This window comes from Olsenella sp. An290 (assembly GCF_002159535.1).
Taxonomy (GTDB): Bacteria; Actinomycetota; Coriobacteriia; order Coriobacteriales; family Atopobiaceae; genus Thermophilibacter.
The window spans coordinates 1-21,155 of record NZ_NFIU01000012.1; the positions used below are offsets into that span (position 1 = coordinate 1).

Annotated in this window: 22 protein-coding genes; 4 read left to right on the top strand and 18 right to left on the bottom strand. The window is 68.9% G+C overall.

Going from position 1 to position 21,155, the window contains the following annotated elements; genetic code table 11:
• From B5F84_RS07190 to B5F84_RS07225, 8 genes are all read right to left on the bottom strand, one after another.
• On the bottom strand, window positions 1–184 hold a 184-nt coding region (locus B5F84_RS07190; protein ID WP_204205529.1), incomplete at its 3' end, for a hypothetical protein.
• Window positions 185–537: 353 nt separating this feature from the next.
• A complete protein-coding gene (locus tag B5F84_RS07195) occupies window positions 538–1,212 on the bottom strand; it encodes a response regulator transcription factor (RefSeq protein WP_087322274.1) in 675 nt (224 codons plus the stop codon).
• Between the two features lie 260 nt (window positions 1,213–1,472).
• The gene (locus tag B5F84_RS07200; RefSeq protein WP_087322276.1) at window positions 1,473–2,336 is read right to left on the bottom strand and encodes an amino acid ABC transporter ATP-binding protein; all 864 of its coding nucleotides are present in this window, start codon (window positions 2,334–2,336) and stop codon (window positions 1,473–1,475) included.
• Window positions 2,326–3,726, bottom strand: coding sequence for an amino acid ABC transporter permease (locus B5F84_RS07205; RefSeq protein WP_087322278.1), 1,401 nt, complete (start codon window positions 3,724–3,726; stop codon window positions 2,326–2,328). The genes B5F84_RS07200 and B5F84_RS07205 overlap by 11 nt, the downstream gene beginning before the upstream one ends.
• A gap of 120 nt (window positions 3,727–3,846) precedes the next feature.
• Window positions 3,847–4,677: an ABC transporter substrate-binding protein gene (locus tag B5F84_RS07210; RefSeq protein ID WP_239378308.1), complete on the bottom strand. Its 831-nt coding sequence runs from the start codon at window positions 4,675–4,677 to the stop codon at window positions 3,847–3,849.
• Window positions 4,678–4,745: 68 nt separating this feature from the next.
• The gene (locus tag B5F84_RS07215) at window positions 4,746–5,576 is read right to left on the bottom strand and encodes an ABC transporter substrate-binding protein (RefSeq protein ID WP_087322282.1); all 831 of its coding nucleotides are present in this window, start codon (window positions 5,574–5,576) and stop codon (window positions 4,746–4,748) included.
• A 246-nt stretch (window positions 5,577–5,822) separates the two neighbouring features.
• Entirely contained in the window at window positions 5,823–7,163 is a 1,341-nt protein-coding gene (locus tag B5F84_RS07220) for a glutamine synthetase family protein (protein ID WP_087322283.1), read from the bottom strand.
• 150 nt (window positions 7,164–7,313) lie between these two features.
• Window positions 7,314–7,523: a hypothetical protein gene (locus B5F84_RS07225; RefSeq protein WP_087322285.1), complete on the bottom strand. Its 210-nt coding sequence runs from the start codon at window positions 7,521–7,523 to the stop codon at window positions 7,314–7,316.
• A gap of 124 nt (window positions 7,524–7,647) precedes the next feature.
• Here B5F84_RS07225 and gpmA point away from each other — a divergent pair, with 124 nt between their 5' ends.
• Complete coding sequence (gene gpmA, locus B5F84_RS07230; RefSeq protein ID WP_087322287.1) at window positions 7,648–8,409, top strand: 2,3-diphosphoglycerate-dependent phosphoglycerate mutase; 762 nt, start codon at window positions 7,648–7,650, stop codon at window positions 8,407–8,409.
• Between the two features lie 522 nt (window positions 8,410–8,931).
• Here gpmA and B5F84_RS09630 read toward each other — a convergent pair.
• Window positions 8,932–9,882, bottom strand: a complete 951-nt coding sequence (locus B5F84_RS09630) for an FHA domain-containing protein (RefSeq protein WP_204205530.1) — start codon at window positions 9,880–9,882, stop codon at window positions 8,932–8,934.
• A gap of 145 nt (window positions 9,883–10,027) precedes the next feature.
• Between B5F84_RS09630 and B5F84_RS07245 the strand changes: the two genes are divergently transcribed.
• Both B5F84_RS07245 and B5F84_RS07250 read left to right on the top strand, forming a co-directional pair.
• Window positions 10,028–10,957, top strand: a complete 930-nt coding sequence (locus B5F84_RS07245) for a hypothetical protein (protein WP_087322289.1) — start codon at window positions 10,028–10,030, stop codon at window positions 10,955–10,957.
• The gene (locus B5F84_RS07250; protein WP_087322291.1) at window positions 10,954–12,684 is read left to right on the top strand and encodes a protein kinase; all 1,731 of its coding nucleotides are present in this window, start codon (window positions 10,954–10,956) and stop codon (window positions 12,682–12,684) included. The genes B5F84_RS07245 and B5F84_RS07250 overlap by 4 nt, the downstream gene beginning before the upstream one ends.
• Window positions 12,685–12,871: 187 nt before the next feature.
• On the opposite strand, the gene B5F84_RS07255 is transcribed toward B5F84_RS07250, so the two are convergent.
• Window positions 12,872–13,681 carry a ZIP family metal transporter gene (locus B5F84_RS07255; RefSeq protein WP_087322293.1) on the bottom strand — a complete coding sequence of 270 codons (810 nt, stop codon included), beginning with the start codon at window positions 13,679–13,681 and terminating at the stop codon, window positions 12,872–12,874.
• Window positions 13,682–13,849: 168 nt separating this feature from the next.
• Window positions 13,850–14,113: a helix-turn-helix transcriptional regulator gene (locus tag B5F84_RS07260; protein ID WP_158094511.1), complete on the bottom strand. Its 264-nt coding sequence runs from the start codon at window positions 14,111–14,113 to the stop codon at window positions 13,850–13,852.
• A gap of 3 nt (window positions 14,114–14,116) precedes the next feature.
• On the opposite strand from B5F84_RS07260, the gene B5F84_RS09750 reads away from it, so the two are divergent.
• Window positions 14,117–14,239, top strand: a complete 123-nt coding sequence (locus tag B5F84_RS09750) for a hypothetical protein (RefSeq protein WP_255375239.1) — start codon at window positions 14,117–14,119, stop codon at window positions 14,237–14,239.
• Between the two features lie 96 nt (window positions 14,240–14,335).
• On the opposite strand, the gene B5F84_RS07265 is transcribed toward B5F84_RS09750, so the two are convergent.
• From B5F84_RS07265 to B5F84_RS07295, 7 genes are all read right to left on the bottom strand, one after another.
• On the bottom strand, window positions 14,336–16,447 hold the full coding sequence (locus tag B5F84_RS07265; RefSeq protein ID WP_087322296.1) for a heavy metal translocating P-type ATPase: 2,112 nt from the start codon (window positions 16,445–16,447) through the stop codon (window positions 14,336–14,338).
• Between the two features lie 5 nt (window positions 16,448–16,452).
• On the bottom strand, window positions 16,453–16,764 hold the full coding sequence (locus B5F84_RS07270; protein WP_087322298.1) for a DUF1490 domain-containing protein: 312 nt from the start codon (window positions 16,762–16,764) through the stop codon (window positions 16,453–16,455).
• A gap of 91 nt (window positions 16,765–16,855) precedes the next feature.
• The gene (locus B5F84_RS07275; RefSeq protein ID WP_087322300.1) at window positions 16,856–17,215 is read right to left on the bottom strand and encodes an AraC family transcriptional regulator; all 360 of its coding nucleotides are present in this window, start codon (window positions 17,213–17,215) and stop codon (window positions 16,856–16,858) included.
• A gap of 9 nt (window positions 17,216–17,224) precedes the next feature.
• Window positions 17,225–17,590, bottom strand: a complete 366-nt coding sequence (locus B5F84_RS07280) for a cation transporter (protein ID WP_087322302.1) — start codon at window positions 17,588–17,590, stop codon at window positions 17,225–17,227.
• A 169-nt stretch (window positions 17,591–17,759) separates the two neighbouring features.
• The gene (locus B5F84_RS07285; RefSeq protein WP_087322304.1) at window positions 17,760–20,435 is read right to left on the bottom strand and encodes a ferrous iron transporter B; all 2,676 of its coding nucleotides are present in this window, start codon (window positions 20,433–20,435) and stop codon (window positions 17,760–17,762) included.
• A gap of 176 nt (window positions 20,436–20,611) precedes the next feature.
• Window positions 20,612–20,851 (bottom strand): ferrous iron transport protein A, encoded by a 240-nt coding sequence (locus B5F84_RS07290; protein ID WP_087322306.1) that lies wholly within the window; start codon window positions 20,849–20,851, stop codon window positions 20,612–20,614.
• A 49-nt stretch (window positions 20,852–20,900) separates the two neighbouring features.
• Window positions 20,901–21,134 carry a FeoA family protein gene (locus B5F84_RS07295; protein WP_087322308.1) on the bottom strand — a complete coding sequence of 78 codons (234 nt, stop codon included), beginning with the start codon at window positions 21,132–21,134 and terminating at the stop codon, window positions 20,901–20,903.
• Between the last annotated feature and the right edge of the window lie 21 nt (window positions 21,135–21,155).

Genomic DNA, 21,155 nt, shown 5'->3' on the forward strand with positions numbered 1-21,155 from the left:
CGGGCGCGCCGGGCACGGGTGCGGGGGCCGCGGCCTGGGAGGAGGCGCCGGCCGAAGGCTCAGAGGGGGTCCTCACGTCGGTCGTGGGGGCATCGTCCAGCGACGCGTCGGGGGCGGGGGCGCCCGCGGGGGTCTCCTCCCTCGGGTCCTTAGGTGACTGCGCGTCAAATGGATACTCGCTCATGGCTGCCTTCCTTCCGGCATGCGCCCAGCGGGCGCCTGACTTCCCGATGACGTAAAGGAATGTACCCCTTGGCGCGCGGCGTAGAGGCTTCGATGCGCAACACCACCCAGCTGGCACGAGCCTTTCCGTTTCCTGAAAACACACGGGGGCCAAGGTTCTTCTCGCCCGCGGCCGGGCCCGCGCGCAGGCCACGAATAGCATGCAAATGTTTGCGCAGAACCGCCGATTTTCGCGGCATCGGGCCAACTTTGTATGCTATTTCGACCCGCCGCCCGCCCCTGAAAAAGAACCCCGCCGCTCCCGTCATCATGGCGGGAGCGGCGGGGCGAAGCGTCGCGATGTCCGGGCCGGGGCTAGATGCGGAAGAGGTACCCCACGCCGCGGATGGTCACGATGTGGCTGGCCACCTGCGGGCCCACCTTGGAGCGGACGCGACGGATGTGCACGTCCACCGTGCGCGTGCCGCCGCAGTACTCGAAGCCCCAGACGCGGTGGAGCAGCGTCTCGCGCGAGTAGGCGCGGCTGGGGTGCGTGGCCAGAAAGCTCAGCAGCGAGTACTCCATGAGCGTGAGGTCCACGGGCTTCTCGTCGATGTAGACCTGATAGGTGGCCAGGTTGATGGTCATGTTGTCCACGGTCACGATGTCTGCCGGAGCGGACTCCTCGCCGGGCCACAGCAGAAGCGAGCAGCGCACCTCGAACTCGGCCACGGCGGCCGTGGAGAGGATGAAGTCGTTCTTGCCCTGCATGGGCATGCGCAGCGTGGAGAGCTTGTCCGGGTCCTGGACCAGGAGCATGGGGATGAAGCCGTTCTCCGCGACGAAGGAGTCGACGGCGTTCAGGATGTCCTGGCCCATCCCCTCGCCGTCCAGAATCACGAGGTCGAACTCGTGACCTGACGAGACGGCCTGCGAGAAGGTCTCCTCGCTCGCAAGGGCAATGGAGACGTCGATCGCATGGGAGAGCTCGCGCATGCGATCGTGCAGCCGTGTGGTGGCGGATATGAGCAGGATGTTCTTGTGATGCATCCTTCGGCCTCCCCGATTCTCTGCACAAGTTTGAAACAGATTAGCACAACGTCCCCGCACTCTGCGAGGACGTTGTCAGCTCAAGGTAAACAAACGCCAGCTGAGAACCGCTTCCAGACACCCGGTTTACACGTCGGAAACGTAACGTTTGACCACGTGGCGCGGCGAGAAGAACCGCGGCTCGCCAGCCGGCGAGAGGGGCCGGCGGCCGAGCGCAGGCCCCGCGGCGCGGTGGCCGGGGCCCGCGGGGCCGGGGCGCGCTACTTGATCGAACCGAGGAACTCCGCCGTGCGCGCGTTCTCGGGATGGTCGAAGACCTTCTCGGGCCGCCCCTGCTCCACCACGACGCCCTCCTCCATGAAGACCACGCGGTCGGCCACGTCACGGGCGAAGCCCATCTCGTGGGTCACCACGATCATGGTCATGCCGGAGTTCTCCGCGAGGTCGCGCATGACGTCGAGGACGCCGCGCACGAGCTCGGGGTCGAGGGCCGAGGTGGGCTCGTCGAAGAGCAGCACGTTGGGGTGCATGGCCACGGCGCGCGCGATGGCGACGCGCTGCTGCTGGCCGCCGGAGAGCTGGGCGGGCTTGAAGTCGGCTCGGTCGGCCAGCCCCACCGCGGCGAGCTGCTTGAGCGCCTCGGCCTCGGCCTCCTCCCGGGAGCGCCTGAGCACCTTGGTCTGGCCGATCATGACGTTCTCCTTGGCCGTGAGGTGCGGGAAGAGGTTGAACTGCTGGAAGACCATGCCCACGTCGCGGCGCAGGCGGTTGACCTCCGCCGTGCTCTTGTTGGTGATCTCCTCGTCCTCGATGAGGATGTGGCCGGCGCTCGGGCGCTCGAGGAGGTTGATGCAGCGCAGCATCGTGGACTTGCCCGAGCCCGAGGGCCCGAGCACCACCACGACCTCGCCGGGCCAGACGTTGAGGTTCACGTCCTTCAGGACCAGCGTCTCGTCGAAGCTCTTGTTGAGGTGCTCGATGCGCACGATGGGATGCTCGCCCGGCGTGAAGGCGTGGCTCGTGAGGCCCTGGTCGGCCTCGTAGGCGATCCGCGCGGCCTCGTCGGCGGGCAGCGCGGGAGGGACCTCGATCGCGGGGGCGCGGTGGCGGAGCTTAGCAGACATCGGTGGCGACCTCCTTGGCGGAAGCGGGCGCGAGGGACGCGGTGGGGGCGGCGACGGCGGAGACCTCCGCGGCGACGCCGTCCTTCTTGGCGGCCTGACCCACGAGCTCGTCCGCGTTGTCGGCAATCTGGGCACGGCGCTTGGGACGCGGGCCGGCGCCGCGCTCGGAGCGGGCGATGTTCTCCTCGATGACGCTCACGACCTTGATGAGCGGCAGCGTCACGATGAGGTAGAAGATGCCGGCCGCCACGTAGGGGGTGATGTTGCCCGTGACGGTGGTGAGGTTCTTGGAGAACATCATGAGCTCCATGACGCCCACCGAGGAGAGCAGCGACGTGTCCTTGAACGCGGTGATGAAGTCGCTCGTCACCGTGGGGATCACGCGGCGGACGGTCTGCGGCAGGATGACGGTGAGCATGGTCTGCACGTAGTTCATGCCGAGCGAGCTGGCCGCCTCGTACTGGCCCTGCGGGATGGACTGGATGCCCGCGCGGAAGATCTCGGCGAGGTAGGCCGAGGAGTTGATGGCCACCACGATGATGCCGAGGAGGTTGTTGTCGATGTTGATGTTGAGCATCGGCAGGCCGAAGAACATGATGTAGATCTGGAGGAAGAGCGGCGTGCCGCGCAGGACGTTGATGTAGGTCACCGCCACGGCGCGGACGACCCGCCACCGGGAGATCTTGAGCATCGCGAAGACCAGGCCGATCGCGATGGCAAACGGATAGGCCGCAACGACGATGCCCAGGCACAGCAGCCAGCCGGGCGCGAGGGACGCAAACGAGGTGAGCAGCAGCTGGGGCTTCAGGAACATGCCGAGGAACTGGTTGGAGTTCCAGGCCTCCACCCATGGCTGCTCGTCGAGCCAGTTGACCATCGACTGCAGCGGCGTGTTCGCGATCGTGGAGATGGGGTCGGACGGCGCGAGCTCGTGCGTGGCGCCCGCGGCCTCGTAGGTTCCCGTGACGGTGCACTCCCCGCCCGCAGAGGGGAACTGCATGTTGGTGATCTCCAGGCGCAGGAGCGAGCCCTCGGGGATCGCCTGGTCAAAGCTCACCGTGATGGAGGAGCCCGAGGGGACGGCCTCGCCGGTGACGTCCATGCGCTTGAGCCCCTCGAGGGCGGTGATGCGCGTGGTGGAGCCCTCGAAGGTCGACCCCTCGGGAAGCGTCAGCGTGACCGAGGTGACCTCCTCGCCAGGCTCGACCGTGCCCTCCCAGGTCAGACGCGTGTCCATCCCGCCGATGACGCCATCGCCGCCGTCCTCGTTGGGGCGCGCGGTGGCCTTCTCGGTGGTGAGCGCCTGCGCGGGCTGCGGTACCACGGTCGCAAAGACGCCCGAGAGCGCCAGCGCGAGCGCGACGAGCAGAGCCCCCCGTCTGTGCTGCATGCTTCCTCCGTTTCGTGCCGTGCAAAGGGGACAGTCACTTTTGCACGGTGTCGCTGCGGCGACCGTGCAAAAGTGACTGTCCCCTTTGCACGGCCGCCGCAACCTGCGTGTTCTTCTCGCCTAGATGTCGGTGGTGCCAAACCACTTCTGCTTGAGCTCGTCCATCGTGCCATCGGCCTCGACGGCCGCGAGCGCCTCGTTGAGGGCGTCCTTGAGACCCGGGTTGTCGTAGGAGACGGCGATGCCGTACTGCTCGCCGGTCGGGATCTCCTCGAGGATGGTGAGGTCGGAGAAGGACTGCGCGAGCATGTTCTGGGCAACGGGCAGGTCGATGACCATGGCCTGATAGGAGCCCGTGGAGACGCCCATCATGCCGGCCGTGACGTCGGCGAGCGGCACGCGCGTGGCGTTGGGCAGGTTCTCCTGGATCCAGGCGTCGCCGGTGGTGCCGGTCTGGCAGGCAATCTGAACGTCCGCGGCGTCAAGGTCGTCGGTGGCGTAGCCGGAGCTCGCAGCGACGATGAGGGCCTGGTTGGAGTTGAGGTAGGGGTCGGTGAAATCGACGTCCTCGAGGCGCTCGTCGGTGATGGTGACACCGGCGATGGAGATGTCGGCCTTGCCCCCCTGCTTGATGGTGGGGACGAGCGTGTCGAAGGCCTGGTTGGGCAGCCACTCGCAGGTGAGGCCCATCTTCTCGGCAAGGGCGTTGGAGAGGTCCACGTCAAAGCCCACGGTGTTGCCCTCGTCGTCGATGTACTCGAAGGGCGAGAAGCCGAGCTCGGCCACGTTGGTGAGCACGCCCTCCTTCACGAGGGTGTAGTCGGCCTCCCCGGTGGCGTCGTCGGACTGGGTGTCGTCGGCGGGCTCCTGCGTGCCGTTGCCGGAGCAGCCGGCCAGAAGGGCCGCGGCACCGGCGGCGCCGGCGACCTTGACGAAGCTACGCCTGTTCATGCTGGACATTTCATTTCCTCCCTTGGTTGCGTCGTGCAAAAGTGACTGTCCCCTTTGCACGCTGACTGCTAGAGCTCGGCGCCGAACCACTTCTGCTCGAGCTCGGCGATGGTGCCGTCTGCCTCGAGCTCGTCGATCGCGCCGTCGATGGCCTTGGTGAGGCCGGGGTTGTCCTTGCTCACGGCGATGCCGTACTGCTCGCCGGTGGGAATCTCAATGGCCACCTGGCAGTCGGTGAACGAGTTGGAGCAGAGGTACTGCATCACGGGCAGGTCGGCCACGGCGGCCGCGTAGAGCCCGGTCTGGACGCCCGTCACGGCCACCACGGGGTCGTCAAGCGCCACGACCTCGGCGTTGGGCAGGTTCTCCTCGACCCAGGACGCACCGGTCGTGCCCGCCTGGACGGCGATCTTGGTGCCCTCGGCGTTAAGCGCCTCCTCGGTCGTGGCCGCGGCGTCCGCGCGCGTCACGAGGCCCTGGTTGGAGTCGAGGTAGGGCTCGGTGAAGTCCACCTGCTCGGCACGGGCGTCGGTGATGGTGATGTTGGAGACGCCCACGTCCGCCTTGCCGCCCTGCTCGATGAGCGGGACGATCGTGTCGAACTTCATGGCAGGCAGGTACTCGCACTCAAGGCCGAGCCTGTCGGCGACGGCGTAGATGAGGTCGACCTCAAAGCCCTGGGGCTCGCCCGTAGTCTCGTCGACAAAGTCGAGCGGGGCGTTGGCAAGGTCGGAGGCCACGGTGATCTGGCCGTCCTCGACGAGCGTGTAGGCCGCCTCGCCGGCGGGCTCCGTCGCGGCGGGGACGTCCCCCTGCCCTCCCCCGCCGCACCCGGAAATCGTCACGGCTAGCGCGCAGGCAACCGCAAGGCTGCCCGCAACCCGGCAGGAGAGCTTCATGGTGGGTCCTTCCCCCAGTGCTTTGGCGCGTGGTCACGCCCTTTCCCGACAGAGGGCACGGGGTCTTCCCCGTGTCGAGGCCGCCGCCTCGCCTGTCGCCGAATTTCAAGTTTCGTCCAAGCCGCGGGGCAATGTCACCCACGACCCGTTTCTTAACAGGATTGACACGTTGTGAAAGAGCCGCCCGGCGAGAAGGACCTCGGCGCGCGGTCCTTCTCGCCGGGCGGGCGCAAGGCGGGACGGGGGTTAGAAGCCGCCGTAGTAGTGCTCGCGCTCCCAGTCCGTGACGGCGGTGCAGTACTCGTACCACTCCGCGCGCTTCTCGCGCACGAGGTAGTCGAAGATGTGATCGCCCAGGACGTCGCGCATGAGCTCGGAGGACTCGAAGCGGTCCACGGCCTCGCCGAGCGTGCGCGGCAGGCGGGAGACGCCGCGCGCCGCGAGCTCGCGGTCGGAGAGGGCAAGGGTCTCGCTCGTTGCCTCCTCGGGAAGGGGCAGCCCCTCCTCGATGCCCTTGAGGCCCGCGGCGATGGTGACCGCGAGCGCCAGGTAGGGGTTGGCCGTGGGGTCGGGGCTGCGCAGCTCGACGCGGGTGGCGATGTGCTTGCCCGGCTTGTGCGCGGGGATGCGCACGAGCGCGGCGCGGTTCCTGCGGCCCCAGGTGGCGTGCGTGGGGACCTCGCCTGTGGAGATGAAGCGCTTGTAGGAGTTCACGGTGGGGTTGGTGACAAGCGTGAACTCGGGGGCGTACTTGAGGATGCCGGCCACGTAGTGCTGGCCGAGCTCGGAGAGGTGCGCCTTGTGGAAGTCCTTGGGCGCCCAGAAGAGGTTCTCGCCGTCGTGGTCGAGGATCGACTGGTAGAGGAACATGGCCGAGCCGGGAACCCCCGTGATGGGCTTGGGCATGAACGAGGCGTACATGCCCTGCTCGGCAGCCTCCTGCTTGATGACAAGGCGCGCCGTCATGATGTTGTCCGCGCAGCTCACGGCCTCGGTGAAGCGCAGCTCCACGCCGTTTTGGGAGGGGCCTGCCGCGTGATAGGAGTACTGCACCGGAATGGACATCTTCTCCAGCGTGAGCGTGGTCTGGCGACGCAGGTCGTTGGCCGTGTCCATGGGCGTGAGGTCAAAGTAGCCCGCGTTGTCGAGCGGCACGGGGTCGAGGTCGTTGTCAAAGTAGAAGTACTCCATCTTGGGGCCCACGTTGGGCACGTAGCCCTGCTCCTCGGCGCGGGCGAAGACGTCCTTGAGGCAGCGGCGCGGGTCGCCGTTGAAGGGCTCGCGCGCGGGGGTCTGGATGTCGCAGAACACGCGCGCGACCGCGGACTCCGACGGGCGCCACGGCAGGAGCGTGAACGTGTCGGGGTCCGGGAAGGCGAGCATGTCGGACTCCTCGAGCTGGGCAAAGCCGTCAACGGCCGAGCCGTCAAAGCCGATGCCCTCCTCAAAGGCCTCCTCGAGCTCCTCCGGGGAGATCGCAAACGACTTGAGGTTGCCGAGCACGTCGGTGAACCACAGCCGCACGAAGCGGATGTCGCGCTTCTCGACGGTACGCAGGACGAAGTCGATGTCCTTCTCGCTACTCATGGGACGAGCCTCCCCGTGGTACGCGGGCTTTCAGTATTCAGGGACAGGTTCTCACATGTGTGTTACACGCCTGTTTCTGCTTGCGCCATGCCACGGGCGACGCACGGGGCGGGCGAGAAGAACCTCGGGCGGGCCGTCGAGATGCGGGGCCTACCCGCGGGGCCGCTCGCCGAGGGCTCGCTCGGCGCGGCGGAGCATGTCTTCGGCGGCGGAGCAGGTGCCGCCGGCGGCGCGTGCGGAGCAGCCCTCCCTGCTCCCGCAGCTCGAGCAGCCGTCCCTGCCGGACCTGACGAGGTGGCGGACGCAAAGCGCCACGAGCACCGCCACGAGCGCGAGGATGCCTATGTCCACGGGACCCATACGGACCTCCCTGTTCAAAAAGACTTCAGTGTTAACCTATGGCAACTATACCCAACTGCGGCATACTATAGGACGATGGGCGGCACCTGCCGCAAACCATGCATCGAGAAGGGACGTGTCTCCAATGAACGACGATCAGACCATGCAGCTTGTCATCGTCCGCCACGGCGAGTCCGAGTGGAACAAGCTCAACCTCTTCACCGGCTGGACCGACGTCGACCTCACCGACACCGGCCGCGAGGAGGCCCACGCGGGCGGCAAGGCCCTCAAGGAGGCCGGCTTTGACTTCGACGTCTGCTACACGTCGCTCCTCAAGCGTGCCATCCACACGCTCAACTGCGTGCTCGACGAGCTTGACCGCAACTGGCTGCCCGTCCACAAGGCCTGGCAGCTCAACGAGCGCCACTACGGCGCCCTCCAGGGCCTGAACAAGGCCGACGCCGCCGCCGAGCACGGTGAGGACCAGGTCAAGATCTGGCGCCGCTCCTTCGACGTCCAGCCGCCCGCCCTCGAGCCCGGCGACGAGCGCGACCCCCACGTCCAGGAGATGTTCCGCGACGTGCCCAAGGAGGACCTCCCCTACACCGAGTGCCTCAAGGACACCATCGCCCGCGCCTGGCCGTACTTTGAGCAGGAGATCAAGCCGCAGATGGAGGCCGGCAAGCGCGTGCTGATCGCCGCCCACGGCAACTCCCTGCGCGCCCTCGTCATGCAGTTCGAGAAGCTGACCCCCGAGGAGATCCTCGAGGTCAACATCCCGACCGGCGTGCCGTGCGCCTACACCTTCGACAAGGACTGGAACGTCGTCGAGAAGCACTACATCGGCGACCCGGCCACCATCGAGGCCAAGATCAACGCCGTCGCCAACCAGGGCAAGGCCAAGTAGTTCCTCGCTGAACGCAGGGCAGGCCCCGGGTTTTCCACGAGAAGTGCGCCACGCGGAACTTCTCTCCGGAAACCCGGGGCCTTCTGTGTAGCGGCGACCGACCGCGTCGGAGGCCCCCACCACCCCCGAATCGTCAAATGTTGTATCAACAAATCCGCTCGTATCGCCCGGACAATGAGGGGAGCAATTGTTCCCGTGAGAAGGGGCGGCTATGAAGCGGCAAAAGCGTAGCCGCCTCTACGACGCATGCTTCTTTCACGCACGCCTCACGGTCTATGCGGTGGTGCTCGCAACGGGGCTCGCGGCGCTGCTCGCCCCCGTTGACTACGAGTGCAACCTGCCGGGACGGGCGTGCCCGGCCTGCGGGCTGAGAACGGCGGTCACCCTGACGCTGAAAGGAGACCTTCCAGAGGCCCTGGAGGCAAGTGCCCTCGCAGCCCCTCTCATGGCGTGCGCCAGCCTTGCCGTCGCCGATGTGACGGCCGGCATGGTCTTGAGGACACGTCTGCCAAGAGCACGCCCCTACCCCGCCACACCCTCGATCGCGACGAAGGTCGTGCCGCCGGCGAGGATGAGCTCGTCACCGGGGCGCAGGGGCGCCGGGACGCCCGCCTCCAGCGCGGCGCCCTCGTGCGTGGCACCGCTCACGAGGGCCGTTCCGTTCTTGGAGCCCAGGTCCTCCACGAGCCAGCCGCCCGACTCGTCGCGTCGGACGAGCGCATGGCGGCCGGAGACGCCGGAGCCCACGTCGGTGATGTCCTGGGCGCCCATGGCCAGTGAGCCAATGGTGACGCCATCGGGAGAATCGGAGAGCCAGTGCGGATCGCCCGCCACATAGCCGCCCTCCACGCGGATGAGGCCGAAGCGCGTCGCCGGCTCGGGCCGTACCTCGCGCGGACCTGCGTCGGTCGTCGCGACGGCGCCCACCGTCGGCGTCTCCGCCCGCCGGCCCAGCGCCGTGCGGACGTAGTCCATAGCGTAAGCAACCGAGGCGCGCACGTCAGCCGTGCAGCCTGCGGCCACAAAGAGCACCAGCGCCGCCTCCGCGCGCTCGCCGGGTGCCAGTCCGGCGCCGCCGGCCAGGCGCCCGAGCGCGTTGCGATAGAGCCGCGCGTCCTCGTGACAGCGCTCCAGCGCGGCGTCCATCGCATGCCCCGGCCCGCCCACCAGCACCGCAGTGATCTCCTCCGCAGCCATCGCGCGCCCGCGCCGGGACCGCAGGCGGCTCATCACGCGCACCGCCGCGCTGCCGTAGTCGCGGAAGAAGCGCTGCTGCAGCGTGCCCGCCGGGGCGTGCACCACGTTGTGCGAGAGCCAGGAGCGGTCGCGGGCCAGGTCGCGCGGGGTGCGGCCGTTGGGCAGGGGCCGCTCGGAGAGGATGAGGTCCGCGAGCTCGCGGTGCGAGATGCCCCCATGCGTCTTGAGCAGCGAGAACAGCACCCCGCAGGGCGTTTGGTCATGGCCGTTCAGCATCCCCTGGAACCCCTCCGCGCTCAGCGCCCGCCGTCATTGCCCCGCCATTTTACGACAGACGCGCACCACGGCCCCCGGGACGCCGCCCAGCGGGCCCCGAAACGGGCGCGCTATCATGTGAGAGACGTCCGACGTAGGAGAACCCATGCCAGATGAACCGACCGGCGGCCCCGCGCCCGCCCGCAGACGCCGCGGCCTTCCCCCCAGGGAGAGCGCCCTCGTCGCGATCGCGTTCACGCTGCTCGTGGTCAGCGGCGTGGTCTACGTGCAGTCGATTCCGAGCCTGCTGGCCGCGGATGACCAGGGCGCGTCGACGGCCGAGAAGGGCGAGGACCCCGCAGAGGCGGACCAAAGCCAGTCGGGTGCCGCCGGGGACGCGGCCGCACCAGGGTCGCAGGCCGCCCCGGCCACCGAGAAGGATGCGAGCGCCGAGAAGAGCCCGCAGCCCGAGAAGGTCAAGCTGCCGGACGTCAGCCTCGAGGGCGCACACGTGGAGGAGAAACCCAGCTCTCCTGACACCGAGGACCCCAAGCCGGACGCGCCTGCTGCGGACAGGCCCAAACCGCCCACCGATGACGCGCCGGCCGGGGACACGGACGACGACACGCCCGACGATGACGCCGGCGACGACGTCTTCACCTCCACCCCCTCCGCCGAGGAGGAGGCCGCGTTCCACGCGTTTCTCGCCGGGAAGGCCTCCGCGATCCCGGGCTACGTGAGCCAGGCCAACGCGTGCACGAGCACGTTCGAGAACGCCTGCCAGAGCGCGAGCCTCTCCGCCCGCCGCGCCAACCGGGACTCCTGCGCCGCCCTCACGCAGCAGCTCTTCTCGGAATACATCGCCGTGCGCGACTACGTGCGCTCCAACAGCTCCCAGTACTGCGACGAGCAGGAGCGGCTGATCGGCGCCTATCGCTGCCTGATGAGCTACGTGGACTGCTATCTCGACGCCTGGACCGTCAACGTGGGCTACGAGGACCCCACCGGCCACGTGGGCGAGTTCACCGCACCTCTCGCCGCCTGTGACGGCTACCTGGCGGAGTTCCACTCGTACTACGACGGGCTCGCGCTATGAGCTGCCGAGAAGTGCGCCCCGTCGACGGCTCCGCGCTGAGCCCGGAGGCCGAGCCCGCGCGGCGCGTGATCACGCTGCGCGACGTGGAGGCCCCCTTCCCCCTTGCGGCGGAGGAGCGGGACGGCTATCTCCGCCGCGTCTCGACGCTCTTCGTTGACGAGGGCCGAGGCAGGCGCGGAGGTCTAGGGCGGGTGTTCCCCGCGACCAACGCGCAGGGCGAGCAGTTCGCGGTCAAGCTGCTCATCCTCCCGGACGATAAGGATGACAGAGCCGATGCTGGCGAGCAGGACGAGCCGTCGCTGCGCCGGGCTTTTCGCCGTGAGTACGAGTGTCAGCGAAGCCTTGCGCTGCTTCGCGGCTTCCCGCGCCTCTACGCATACGGGCTGATGGACGACGTCCCGGCCATCGTCATGGAGTGGGTCGAGGGCCTGACTCTCGCGGAGGCACGCCGCGAGCTCGCAGTGGACGATGAGGGGCGCCTCTCGCCGCTCACCGTGGCGCGGCTCGGGCGCGAGCTGTTCGAGCTGATCGCCCGCCTCTCCCTCGTGGGCAACGGACTCGTGCACCGCGACATCTCGCTGGCAAACGTCATGGTACGGACCGCGCATCGCCCTCTCGAGCAGCAGCGCGCGGAGGGCTCGTTCGACCTGTGCCTCATCGACTTCGGGTCTGCCGAGCCCGCCACCACGACGACCGACTCCTTCACGGCAGCCCATGGCGCGCTGCGCCACGCCACGGTCGCGTACGCGCCGCCCGAGATGCTGAGCGACGACGTGGCCGACGTCGAGCGACAGCGGCACTCGGCCGCTGTCGACGTGTACGCTGCCGGCAGCGTGCTATGTGAGCTGCTCGGTGGGCACGTGCCCTTCCCCGGGGCATCGCGGGCCGCCTCGCCCTACCGGTACAAGCTGGAGCACGAGCCGCTGCGTCCCGTCCCGGCGCACGCGGACGCCGCCGACCTCGCCACGGTACTCGCGCGCGAGGGGGAGGTCGCGTCCGTGGTGGCGCCAATCGCCCTCGAACGGGAGCTCTCGCCACGAAGCGGCGAGCTTAGGCAGGCCCTCGCGCTTCCCGACGAGCAGATCACCGACGCTCTCATGTCCTGCCTCTCCACCGAGCAGCGGCGGCGCCCCCTACCGGAGCTGATGCGTGACGAGCTCGACGGGCTCGCCGAGCGCTACGCGGAGAACGTCAGGCGTGCGCTGGGCGGCTGCCCCCTCACGCCCTGCATGACAGGGGGCGCCTGGCTGGGGGTCGGCTCACCGTACTCGGGCTGGCGTCTGCTACGCACAGCGGGACGCGCAACCGGCCTGTTCGTGACCGGTGCCGTCACGGTCACGACCTCCTGGCTCGCCGGTGCGGGAGACCCAAACAGGACCGCAATCGTGGCGGCACTGCTATTTGCGCCCGGCTTTCTCGCCATACTCGCACGGGGGCGCGACGTCTCGGGCGTGGCCGGACTCGTGCGCGGGAGCGCCGCGCTGCTGTTTGCCTCGGTCGCGAGCGCTGCCCTCTTCTGGATGCGGATGGAGATGGGGGATGCCCTGTCAGGGGCGCTCGCAGCAGTGCTCACCTGTGCCAGCGGCGCATGGCTGCCGCTTGCACTCGACTATGCGTGCGCCCACGTACCCGGCATCGTCCGTGAGGCACGTCGGCAGCTCCCTCCCGCAGCTGCACGGCCCATGGGCCCCGGCTTTGGCGAGACAACGAGGCGCCGCCTGCCGTAGAGGGGGTTGGCAGGCGGCGCTGGGATTCGCCATTCGCAACGGGGAGAGGGACCGTCGCGTCAGGCAGGGTTAAACGGTGCTCATCGGGTTGCCCGTGACAGGTACATCATAAGTTAACTGTGGCTAATTTTCTGCGATGCCAGGAGGCTGCACGGGTTCTCCACAAGTTTACCAAGGTTTACTAGCATCAGCCAAGTGCGACGTCCAGGACCATCATGACCACGAACCCGGCAATGAAGCCCAGCGTGCCCACGTTGGAGTGCTCGCCGAGATGGGACTCGGGGATGAGCTCCTCCACCACCACGTACACCATCGCACCGGCGGCAAAGGCCAAGAGCCACGGCATGTACGGGCTGATCCAGCCGCTGGCAAGCACCACGAGGACGCCAAAGATGGGCTCCACGATGCCCGAGAGGCTTCCCATGACAAAGGCGCGACGGCGGCTCATGCCCTCACGGGCGAGCGGAAGCGAGATGGCGGCGCCCTCGGGGAAGTTCTGCAGGCCAATGCCCACCGCAAGCGCCATGGCCATGCCGAGGTAGGCCTCCCCCGCCGCGCCCGCAGACTGCGCCGCCATCGCAAACAGCAGCCCCACCGACATTCCCTCGGGGATGTTGTGCAGCGTCACCGCGGATACCAGAAGCGTCGTGCGCTTCCAGCCGGAGGGCACGCCCTCGGGCTCGCTGGCCTCCGCGTGCAGGTGGGGCAGGAACGTGTCGAGCGCCATGAGGAAGGCAACGCCCAAAAGGAAGCCTCCCGCCGCGGGAAGCCAACCGGGGACCCCGAGGCCCTCGGCCTGCTCGATGGCGGGGTTGAGCAGCGACCACACGCTCGCCGCCACCATGACGCCCGCGGCAAAGCCAAGGAAGATGTGGTGCATGTGCTTGCGCTCGGACCGGAAGAAGAACACCACGGCAGAGCCGAGCGTGGTCATGAGCCAGGTGAAGCCGCACCCGAGCGCGGCCCACTCGAGCGCTTGGGGAATGTTGTCAATCATGAAGCAACCTCCAGACCGCTGGTCCGGCCCGGAGCGACCCTTGCGGGCACTCGTGCGGGCCGCTGAATTACTACCATGATAGTAACATTCTCCGCGCGAGGTTTAACGTGCGCGGCGAGCGCGGCGGCGGCTCCGCGGGGTCAAAAGGGGACGGGTCCGTTTTCGCTGTCAAAACGGACCCGTCCCCTTTTGACCGCCGTCCCCTTTTGACCGCCAGGCGCGCGGGTAGCCCACGGCGCTCGCAACCTCGGCCACGCTCACCGACGCCACCTCGAGCAGGTTTGCCGCCCGCTCCATGCGCGCGCGGCGCACGTAGGCGCCCAGGCCCTCGCCGGTCTCCGCCCGGAAGGCCGCGCACAGCCTCGAGCGGCTCGTGAGCAGGTCGCGCGCGATCCCGTCGAGGGTGAGGCTCTCCCCCAGGTGCTGCGCCACGTGATGGCGCGCCGCGCACACGAGCCGGCCCGCTCGAGCGTGCCGGCCGCCGCCTCGGCGCGCTCGCGCTCCTCGTGCCAGACGAGCGCCACCTCCGCCGCGCGCCTCATCTGCCGCATCACCTGACCCTCGTCCGCCAGGGGGAGGACTGGACGCTGTAGGCCGCGGCGGGCGCGCGGGGCGGGCGCCGGGCGCGCCCGCGCGCGGCCCGCCCGCGCCCCCCTACTCGCGCAGAAGCGGGCGCGCGTTGAGCGCCGTGATCGCGAGCGTCGAGGCGTTGTGCAAGTAGGCTGCGGTGGTAAGCGAGATCGCGCCGCCGAGCCCCAGGGCTATGAGCAGCGTGTTGAACCCCACGATGAGGCGGTAGTCGCGCCGGATGCGGGCCATGAGGCGCTCGGAGAGGTCGCGCGCCGTCACGAGCGCCCCGAGCGAGGGCTCCGTCACGAGCACGTCGGCCACGGCGCGCGCCACGTCGCTCGCGTCGCCCATCGCGACGGAGACGTCTGCCGCGGCGAGCGCAGGCGAGTCGTTGATGCCGTCGCCCACCATCATGACCGTGCGGCCCTCCCGGCGAAGCGCCTCGACGTGGGCGCTCTTGCCCTCCGGCAGCACCTGCGCGCGGTACGACGTGAGCCCGAGCTCCGAGGCCACCCGGCGCGCCGCGGGCTCGGCGTCGCCCGTGAGCATCACGAGCTCGTCCATGCCGCGCCCGCGCAGCTCCCTCACGACCTCGCTCGCCTCCGCGCGCGGCGGGTCGCTCACGCAGATGGCCCCCACCAGGGCGCCGTCGCACGCCACGTAGATCACCGACGCGGCCGGAGCCTCGCGCTCCACGAGCTCGTCGAGCCCCGCGGGCCGCTCGACGAGCTCGTCCTCAAAGAGGAAGTGGGCGCTGCCGATGAGCACGTCCTTCTCGCCCACGCGCGTGGCGATGCCGTGCGCCACGATGTAGCGCACCTCCGCATGGAGCTCGCTTTCGTGGGAGAGCCCGCGACGCTCCGCCTCCGCCACGATCGCGCGCGCCATGCTGTGCGGGAAGTGCTCCTCTATGCAGGCGGCCAGGCGCAGGACCTCCTCCTCGCCGAGGTCCCCGAGGGAGATCACGCGCTCCACGGCGGGTGCGGCGTTGGTGAGCGTCCCCGTCTTGTCAAAGACCACCGTGTCCGCCGCAGCCATGGCCTCGAGGTACCTGCCGCCGCGCACCACTATGCCGTGGCGGGCGGCCTCGTTCATGGCGCTCATGACCGCCACCGGCGTGGAGAGCTTGATCGCGCACGAGTAGTCCACCATCAGGACCGACATCGCCGTGCGCAGGTTCCTCGTCACGGCCAGGATGCCGAGAAACGCGAGGAAGCTGTACGGCACGATGGCGTCCGCCAGGCGCTCCGCCCTGCCCTGGGCCGAGGCCTTGAGGTCGGAGGACTCCTCCACCATGCGGGCGATCCGGTCTATGCGCGCGGCGCCGGGGACGGCGGCCACGCGGACGAGCAGGTCGCCGTCGCGCAGCGCGGTGCCGGCGAAGACGGTGGACCCGGCCTCCTTGCGCACGAGCGCCGCCTCGCCGGTCATCGAGGACTCGTCGAGCTCGCCCACGCCGCCCACGACGGTGCCGTCCACGGGAAGGACACCGCCCTGCGCGAGGTGGAGCACCATGCCCTCCCGCACGTCCGCGGTGGCGATGCGCACGTCCCTGCCGTCGACCACCTGCCAGACGCTCTCCGCGCGCACGACGAGGCCGTCGCGCAGCGCGAGGCGCGCCCGGGCGTTGACGTGCTCCTCCATGAGGGAGGAGAGGCGCAGGAGAAACGCGATCGTCCCCGCCTCCGAGAAGGACCTCCGGGAGAGCGCCGCGGCGAGCGCGGCCGCGTCGAGCACCTCGACGGCCATGCGGCCGGAGAGCAGGACCCGAAGGCCGCGCAGGATGTGACGTGCGGCGCGCACGCAGACGAGCGCGACGCGCGCCGGGGCGGGCACGAGCGCGCGGCGGGCGGCGCGCGCGAGCAGGAGGCGCACGACCCTCATCTGAAAGCGGTTGTTCTCGAGCGCCATCTCGAGCTCCGTCTCGCGCAGGCCGAGCCCGGGCTCCTCGACGGACGGCAGCGCGAGAACGTCAAGCGAGCGCACGGCATCGAGCGCCGCCGTGCGCGCGGCGGGGTCAGCCGGGTCCGTGCGCAGGAGTATGGAGCCGTTGGCGGCATGCGCCTCCGCGAAGAGGACGCCGGGCACGGCCATGAGCGAGTGGGAGACCCCGCGAGCCTCGGCCTCGGTCATGAGGTCGCGCCCGCATCGCAGGCGCAGGCGCCCCGGAATCTCCGAGACGATCTCAAAGAGCATGGGCCTTACGCCTCTGCGGCGGCGCTCTCGGCGTCGACCTGCGCGGTGACCTCTGCCCGGACCTTGCCCTCGAGAGTGGCGAGGCGCTCTGCGACCGCCGCGTCGATCTTGGCCTGGCGGCGCGCCTCGGCGCAGGCGTCGTTGGCGTCGTCCACGACGGACTGGGCCTCGGCGCTCACGGCGTCGGAGACGCGCATCGCCGCGGTGGTGGCGGCAACGGCCGCCCTGTGCAGGGTGCCCTTGGCGGCGAGGCCCGCGGTCACACCGGCGAGCGCGGCGCCGCCCAGGGCAAAGAGAACGTGATGGTGAAGGGACATGGCTCCTCCTTCGTCTGGCCGTCTTGTCCCCGACAGTATTGTTCCTCTCGGCGCGGAGGTCGACCCGTCGCTCCAAAAGGGCGTACCGTGTCTAACTTCTCGGAAGGCCGGCGCCCGCGCGCGGGCGGTAGCGCTCCCGGAACGCCGTCGGGCTCATGCGCAGGCAGCTGGCGAAGGCGCGGGCGAACTTGGACGCGTTGGCGTAGCCCAGGGCGCGCGCCACGTCCGCCACCGGCAGGTCGGTCCGCGCGAGCAGGCGCGCCGCGGCGATCATGCGGCGGCGGCGCGCCCACTGGTAGACGGGCATGCCAAACTCCTCGCGGAAGGCCTCCTTGAGGACGGTGGGCGACGTGCCGCACGCCCGGGCGAGCTCGGGGATCGTGGGGTGGCGGGAGAGGTCGGCGAGAAGGACCTCGCGCGCCCTGCGGGCGACCTCCTCTCGGCCGGGCATCGCGCGCCCCTAGCCGGCCACGTGGTAGCCCGCGGCCTCAACGGCTGCGGAGAGCGCCGCCCGGTCGACGGGGTCCTTCGAGAGGACGCGCACGCGGTCGGGCAGGCTCGCGCGGGCCCACACGCCGCCGATCGCGTCGAGCGTGGACTCGACCGAGGCCAGGCAGTGCTCGCAGTGCATCCCCTCGACGGTGAGGTCGACCGCGTAGGGGTAGTGGGCCTCGTCGGTGTCGGCCACCGTCGGGCGCGCGACGTGTGCCTCGTCCCCGCCCGAGCAGCCGCAGCCGCAGCCGCCGCGGCGCAGCGTGCGCACGTAGCACCCGGCGACCACGATCACCGCCATCACCACCACGACGAAGATGATTGCATCTGCCATTGCCGTCTCCTCCCTCTTGCGAGAAGGGCGCGCCGCCAGCAGGGGTTGCCGACGACGCGCCCGGATGGTACGAAGGGTGCCTGCCCCTTTGTGGGACCCTTTGTTGGTCGGTGGCCCAAAAGTGACCTGTCCCTTTTTTGCTGCGAAAACGGACCCGTCCCCTTTTGGGTTACGCGAGCTGGGCGAGGACCTTCTCGTCCTTCTCGTCCTGCTTGGGCATCGGGCGCACGATTTGGAAGATCATGCCCGCGAGCAGCACGAACGCGACCACCGTCCACAGCCCGAAGTTCCCCAGCACGAAGAGCTCCCAGAGCTGGTTGATGATCAGGCCCACGCACCAGGCGAAGACGCACTGGTAGCCAATGGCGAACCAGAACCACTTGGGCGAGTCCATCTGCTTGCGGATGGTGCCGATGGCGGCGAAGCACGGCGCGTCGAGCATGTTGAAGGCCACGAAGGCGCACATCGCACCGACGTGCAGGATGCCGGAGGCGTCGGTGAACATGCCGGCGAAGCCGCTCCACATGGTCACGGAGTTCTCGGTGGCGTCGCCGATGCCGTAGATGATGCCGAAGGTGGAGACGAGGTTCTCCTTGGCGATCAGCGCGTTGATGGAGGCAGCGGCGGCCTGCCAGCTGTCCGCGCCGAGCGGCGCGAAGATCCAGGCGATGGCGTTGCCCACGATGGCGAGCAGCGAGTAGTCGGTGTAGTACTCGGGCACGCCGGGCATGAGCGACATGAAGCCGAAGGAGCCGTCGCCGCCCTCCCAGTTGGCAAAGCCAAACTCAAGCAGGAACCACACCACCACGGACGCGGCGAAGATGATCGTCGTGGCCTTCTTGAGGTACGCGGAGATGCGCTCCCACACATGCAGCCACCAGCTCTTGATCGTGGGGAGGTGGTAGTTGGGCAGCTCCATCACAAACGGCGCGGGGTCGCCGGCGAACATCTTGGTCTTCTTGAGCATGAGCGCGGAGACAATGATGGCGGCAAGGCCCAGGAAGTAGAACATCGGGGCCACCCACCAGGCGTCGGAGCCGCCGATGAGCACGCCCATGACCAGGGCGATGATCGGGGTCTTGGCGCCGCACGGGATCATGGTGGTGAGCATGGCCGTCATGCGACGGTCCTTCTCGTTCTCGATGGTCTTGGTGGCCATGACGCCGGGCACGCCGCAGCCGGACGAGATGAGCATGGGGATGAAGCTCTTGCCGGAGAGGCCGAAGCGGCGGAACACGCGGTCCATGACGAAGGCCACGCGGCTCATGTAGCCGCAGTCCTCGAGGAACGCGAGCATCATGAACAGCACGAGCATCTGCGGGATGAAGCCGAGCACCGCGCCGACGCCGGCGACGATGCCGTCGAGCACGAGCGCCTGGACGAAGTCGGAGGCGCCGGCGGCCACGAGCGCCCCCTCGATGAGCGAGGGGATCGACGGCACGAAGCTGCCGTAGTCCTCCATCGCGGGCGCGCTGTCCTGCGCGGCAACGGCATCCTCGAAGTCGGCCGCCGTCACCGTGTCGATGACGGAGAGCTGCTGGCCGTCGTCCAGGACGGGGTTGCCGTCGGCGTCGATGCGCGTGGCGATGCCCTCCTCGCCGGCCTCGTCGACGGTGATGAAGTTGCCGTCGCCGTCGTGGGTGGGCACGTCGGTCGCCGTGACGCCCGCCGCCTCGGCGGAGGCCACGAAGTCGGAGACGGTGGCCTGCGCGTCGGCGTCCTCCGGGTCCTCGGCGAGCGCCGCCACGGCGTCGGCCACGCCGTCGGTGGAGACGCCGTCGGCCTCGGCGGCGGCCAGGAAGCCGTCGATCTTGTCGCCGTAGAAGCCGGCGTCATACTCCTCGGTGGCCGTCTCGTAGGCCGCCTGGTCCGCGGGGTTCCACAGCCAGCCGTCGCCGAAGACGCCGTCGTTGGCCCAGTCGGTGCCCCAGGTTCCCACCGTGGAGACCGCGATGTAGTACACGACGAACATCACCACGACGAAGATGGGCAGGCCGAGGATGCGGTTGGTCACGACCTTGTCGATCTTCTCGGAGACGCTGAGCTTCTTGGGAGCCTTCTTCACGCAGGCGGCCATGACGCCCGCGATCCAGTCGTAGCGGTCGGAGGTGACGATGGACTCCGCGTCGTCGTCGCGGCTCGTCTCGACGGCCTTGATGACCTTCTCGGCCTGGTTGAGCTGGGCGGAGGAGAGGTGCAGCTGCTTTACCGCCTCGGCGTCGCGCTCAAAGACCTTGACCGAGTACCAGCGCGCGAGGTTGGCGTCGCAGCTGCCGGAGATGATGCCCGCGATCTGCGTGAGCGCATCCTCCACCTCGGGCGAGAAGCACTTGGCGCCCGGCTGGACCTTTCCCGCCTGACCGGCGGACACGGCCCTTCTCACCAGCTCGTCGAGGTTGGTGCTGCGCAGCGCCGAGACCTCCACCACCGGCACGCCCAGCGCCGCGGAGAGCTTCTTGGCGTCGATGACGTCACCGCGCTCCTTGAGCAGGTCGCACATGTTGAGGCCGATGACCACGGGGCGCCCTGCCTCGAGCAGCTGCGTGGTGAGGTAGAGGTTGCGCTCGAGGTTGGTCACGTCCACGAGGTTGATGATCGCGTCCGGGCGCTCGCCGACGATGTAGTCGCGCGAGACGACCTCCTCGGGCGTGTAGGGTGAGAGCGAGTAGATGCCCGGCAGGTCGATGAAGGTGACCGACTTGTCGGCGCGCCAGCTCGCCTGCTTCTTCTCGACGGTGACGCCGGGCCAGTTGCCGACGTAGCCGTTCGAGCCCGTGAGCTCGTTGAACAGCGTGGTCTTGCCGCAGTTTGGGTTTCCTGCGAGACCGATGGTTGTCTCTGCCATACCGTGCCTTTCTTGTGCGTGCCTCTGTGTGCCGTGCGCGCTTCTCGCGTGCGCGCTCCTTCGAGTTAGCCAATTGCTACTTGCGTGGTGTTATTTGTTAGAGTTGGCTAACTTGTTCGGCGAGAAAAACGGCCGCTCCCGGCCGTGCCTGCGACCCGCGGGGAGTCCCGCCGCCGCTACTCGCCCTGCCTGACGTCGGTGACCTCGACGTACGCTGCCTCGTCCTTGCGGATGGAGAGCTCGTAGCCGCGCACCGTGATCTCGATGGGGTCGCCGAGCGGGGCCACCTTGCGCACGTACACGCCCGTGCCCTTGGTGAGACCCATGTCCATGATGCGGCGCTTGAGCGCTCCGGTGCCCGTGAGCTTGGACACCGTGCAGCTCTCCCCCACCCTCACGTCCTTGAGTGTTGCCATGTACCTTCCCTTCTTCCGCGACGCCGGGGGATCGGTCCCCTCGCGTCAGTTAAAGCATCACGGTGATGTGGTTTGCCATCGTGCGGTTGAGCGCAAGGCGCGCGCCCTTCACGCTCACGATGACGTCACCAGCAGCACGCGAGATGACCTTGACCTCCGAGCCCTCAACGAAGCCGAGCTCGGCGAGATGCTGGCGCAGGTCGGCGTCGCCGCGAACCCGCGTCACGCGCGCCACCTCGTCGGGGCCGACCATCGCCAGCGGGAGCTGTGCAGATGCAGCCATAGAGCCTCCTCAGACCTCTGC

What these genes read in the sequence shown, in the direction of transcription:
- B5F84_RS07195 (WP_087322274.1), bottom strand. Translation starts at nt 1,212, where the DNA reads ATGCATCACAAGAACATCCTGCTCATATCCGCCACCACACGGCTGCAC.
- B5F84_RS07200 (WP_087322276.1), bottom strand. Translation starts at nt 2,336, where the DNA reads ATGTCTGCTAAGCTCCGCCACCGCGCCCCCGCGATCGAGGTCCCTCCC.
- B5F84_RS07205 (WP_087322278.1), bottom strand. Translation starts at nt 3,726, where the DNA reads ATGCAGCACAGACGGGGGGCTCTGCTCGTCGCGCTCGCGCTGGCGCTC.
- B5F84_RS07210 (WP_239378308.1), bottom strand. Translation starts at nt 4,677, where the DNA reads ATGAACAGGCGTAGCTTCGTCAAGGTCGCCGGCGCCGCCGGTGCCGCG.
- B5F84_RS07215 (WP_087322282.1), bottom strand. Translation starts at nt 5,576, where the DNA reads ATGAAGCTCTCCTGCCGGGTTGCGGGCAGCCTTGCGGTTGCCTGCGCG.
- B5F84_RS07220 (WP_087322283.1), bottom strand. Translation starts at nt 7,163, where the DNA reads ATGAGTAGCGAGAAGGACATCGACTTCGTCCTGCGTACCGTCGAGAAG.
- B5F84_RS07225 (WP_087322285.1), bottom strand. Translation starts at nt 7,523, where the DNA reads ATGGGTCCCGTGGACATAGGCATCCTCGCGCTCGTGGCGGTGCTCGTG.
- gpmA (WP_087322287.1), top strand. Translation starts at nt 7,648, where the DNA reads ATGAACGACGATCAGACCATGCAGCTTGTCATCGTCCGCCACGGCGAG.
- B5F84_RS09630 (WP_204205530.1), bottom strand. Translation starts at nt 9,882, where the DNA reads ATGCTGAACGGCCATGACCAAACGCCCTGCGGGGTGCTGTTCTCGCTG.
- B5F84_RS07245 (WP_087322289.1), top strand. Translation starts at nt 10,028, where the DNA reads ATGCCAGATGAACCGACCGGCGGCCCCGCGCCCGCCCGCAGACGCCGC.
- B5F84_RS07250 (WP_087322291.1), top strand. Translation starts at nt 10,954, where the DNA reads ATGAGCTGCCGAGAAGTGCGCCCCGTCGACGGCTCCGCGCTGAGCCCG.
- B5F84_RS07255 (WP_087322293.1), bottom strand. Translation starts at nt 13,681, where the DNA reads ATGATTGACAACATTCCCCAAGCGCTCGAGTGGGCCGCGCTCGGGTGC.
- B5F84_RS09750 (WP_255375239.1), top strand. Translation starts at nt 14,117, where the DNA reads ATGGCGCGCCGCGCACACGAGCCGGCCCGCTCGAGCGTGCCGGCCGCC.
- B5F84_RS07265 (WP_087322296.1), bottom strand. Translation starts at nt 16,447, where the DNA reads ATGCTCTTTGAGATCGTCTCGGAGATTCCGGGGCGCCTGCGCCTGCGA.
- B5F84_RS07270 (WP_087322298.1), bottom strand. Translation starts at nt 16,764, where the DNA reads ATGTCCCTTCACCATCACGTTCTCTTTGCCCTGGGCGGCGCCGCGCTC.
- B5F84_RS07275 (WP_087322300.1), bottom strand. Translation starts at nt 17,215, where the DNA reads ATGCCCGGCCGAGAGGAGGTCGCCCGCAGGGCGCGCGAGGTCCTTCTC.
- B5F84_RS07280 (WP_087322302.1), bottom strand. Translation starts at nt 17,590, where the DNA reads ATGGCAGATGCAATCATCTTCGTCGTGGTGGTGATGGCGGTGATCGTG.
- B5F84_RS07285 (WP_087322304.1), bottom strand. Translation starts at nt 20,435, where the DNA reads ATGGCAGAGACAACCATCGGTCTCGCAGGAAACCCAAACTGCGGCAAG.
- B5F84_RS07290 (WP_087322306.1), bottom strand. Translation starts at nt 20,851, where the DNA reads ATGGCAACACTCAAGGACGTGAGGGTGGGGGAGAGCTGCACGGTGTCC.
- B5F84_RS07295 (WP_087322308.1), bottom strand. Translation starts at nt 21,134, where the DNA reads ATGGCTGCATCTGCACAGCTCCCGCTGGCGATGGTCGGCCCCGACGAG.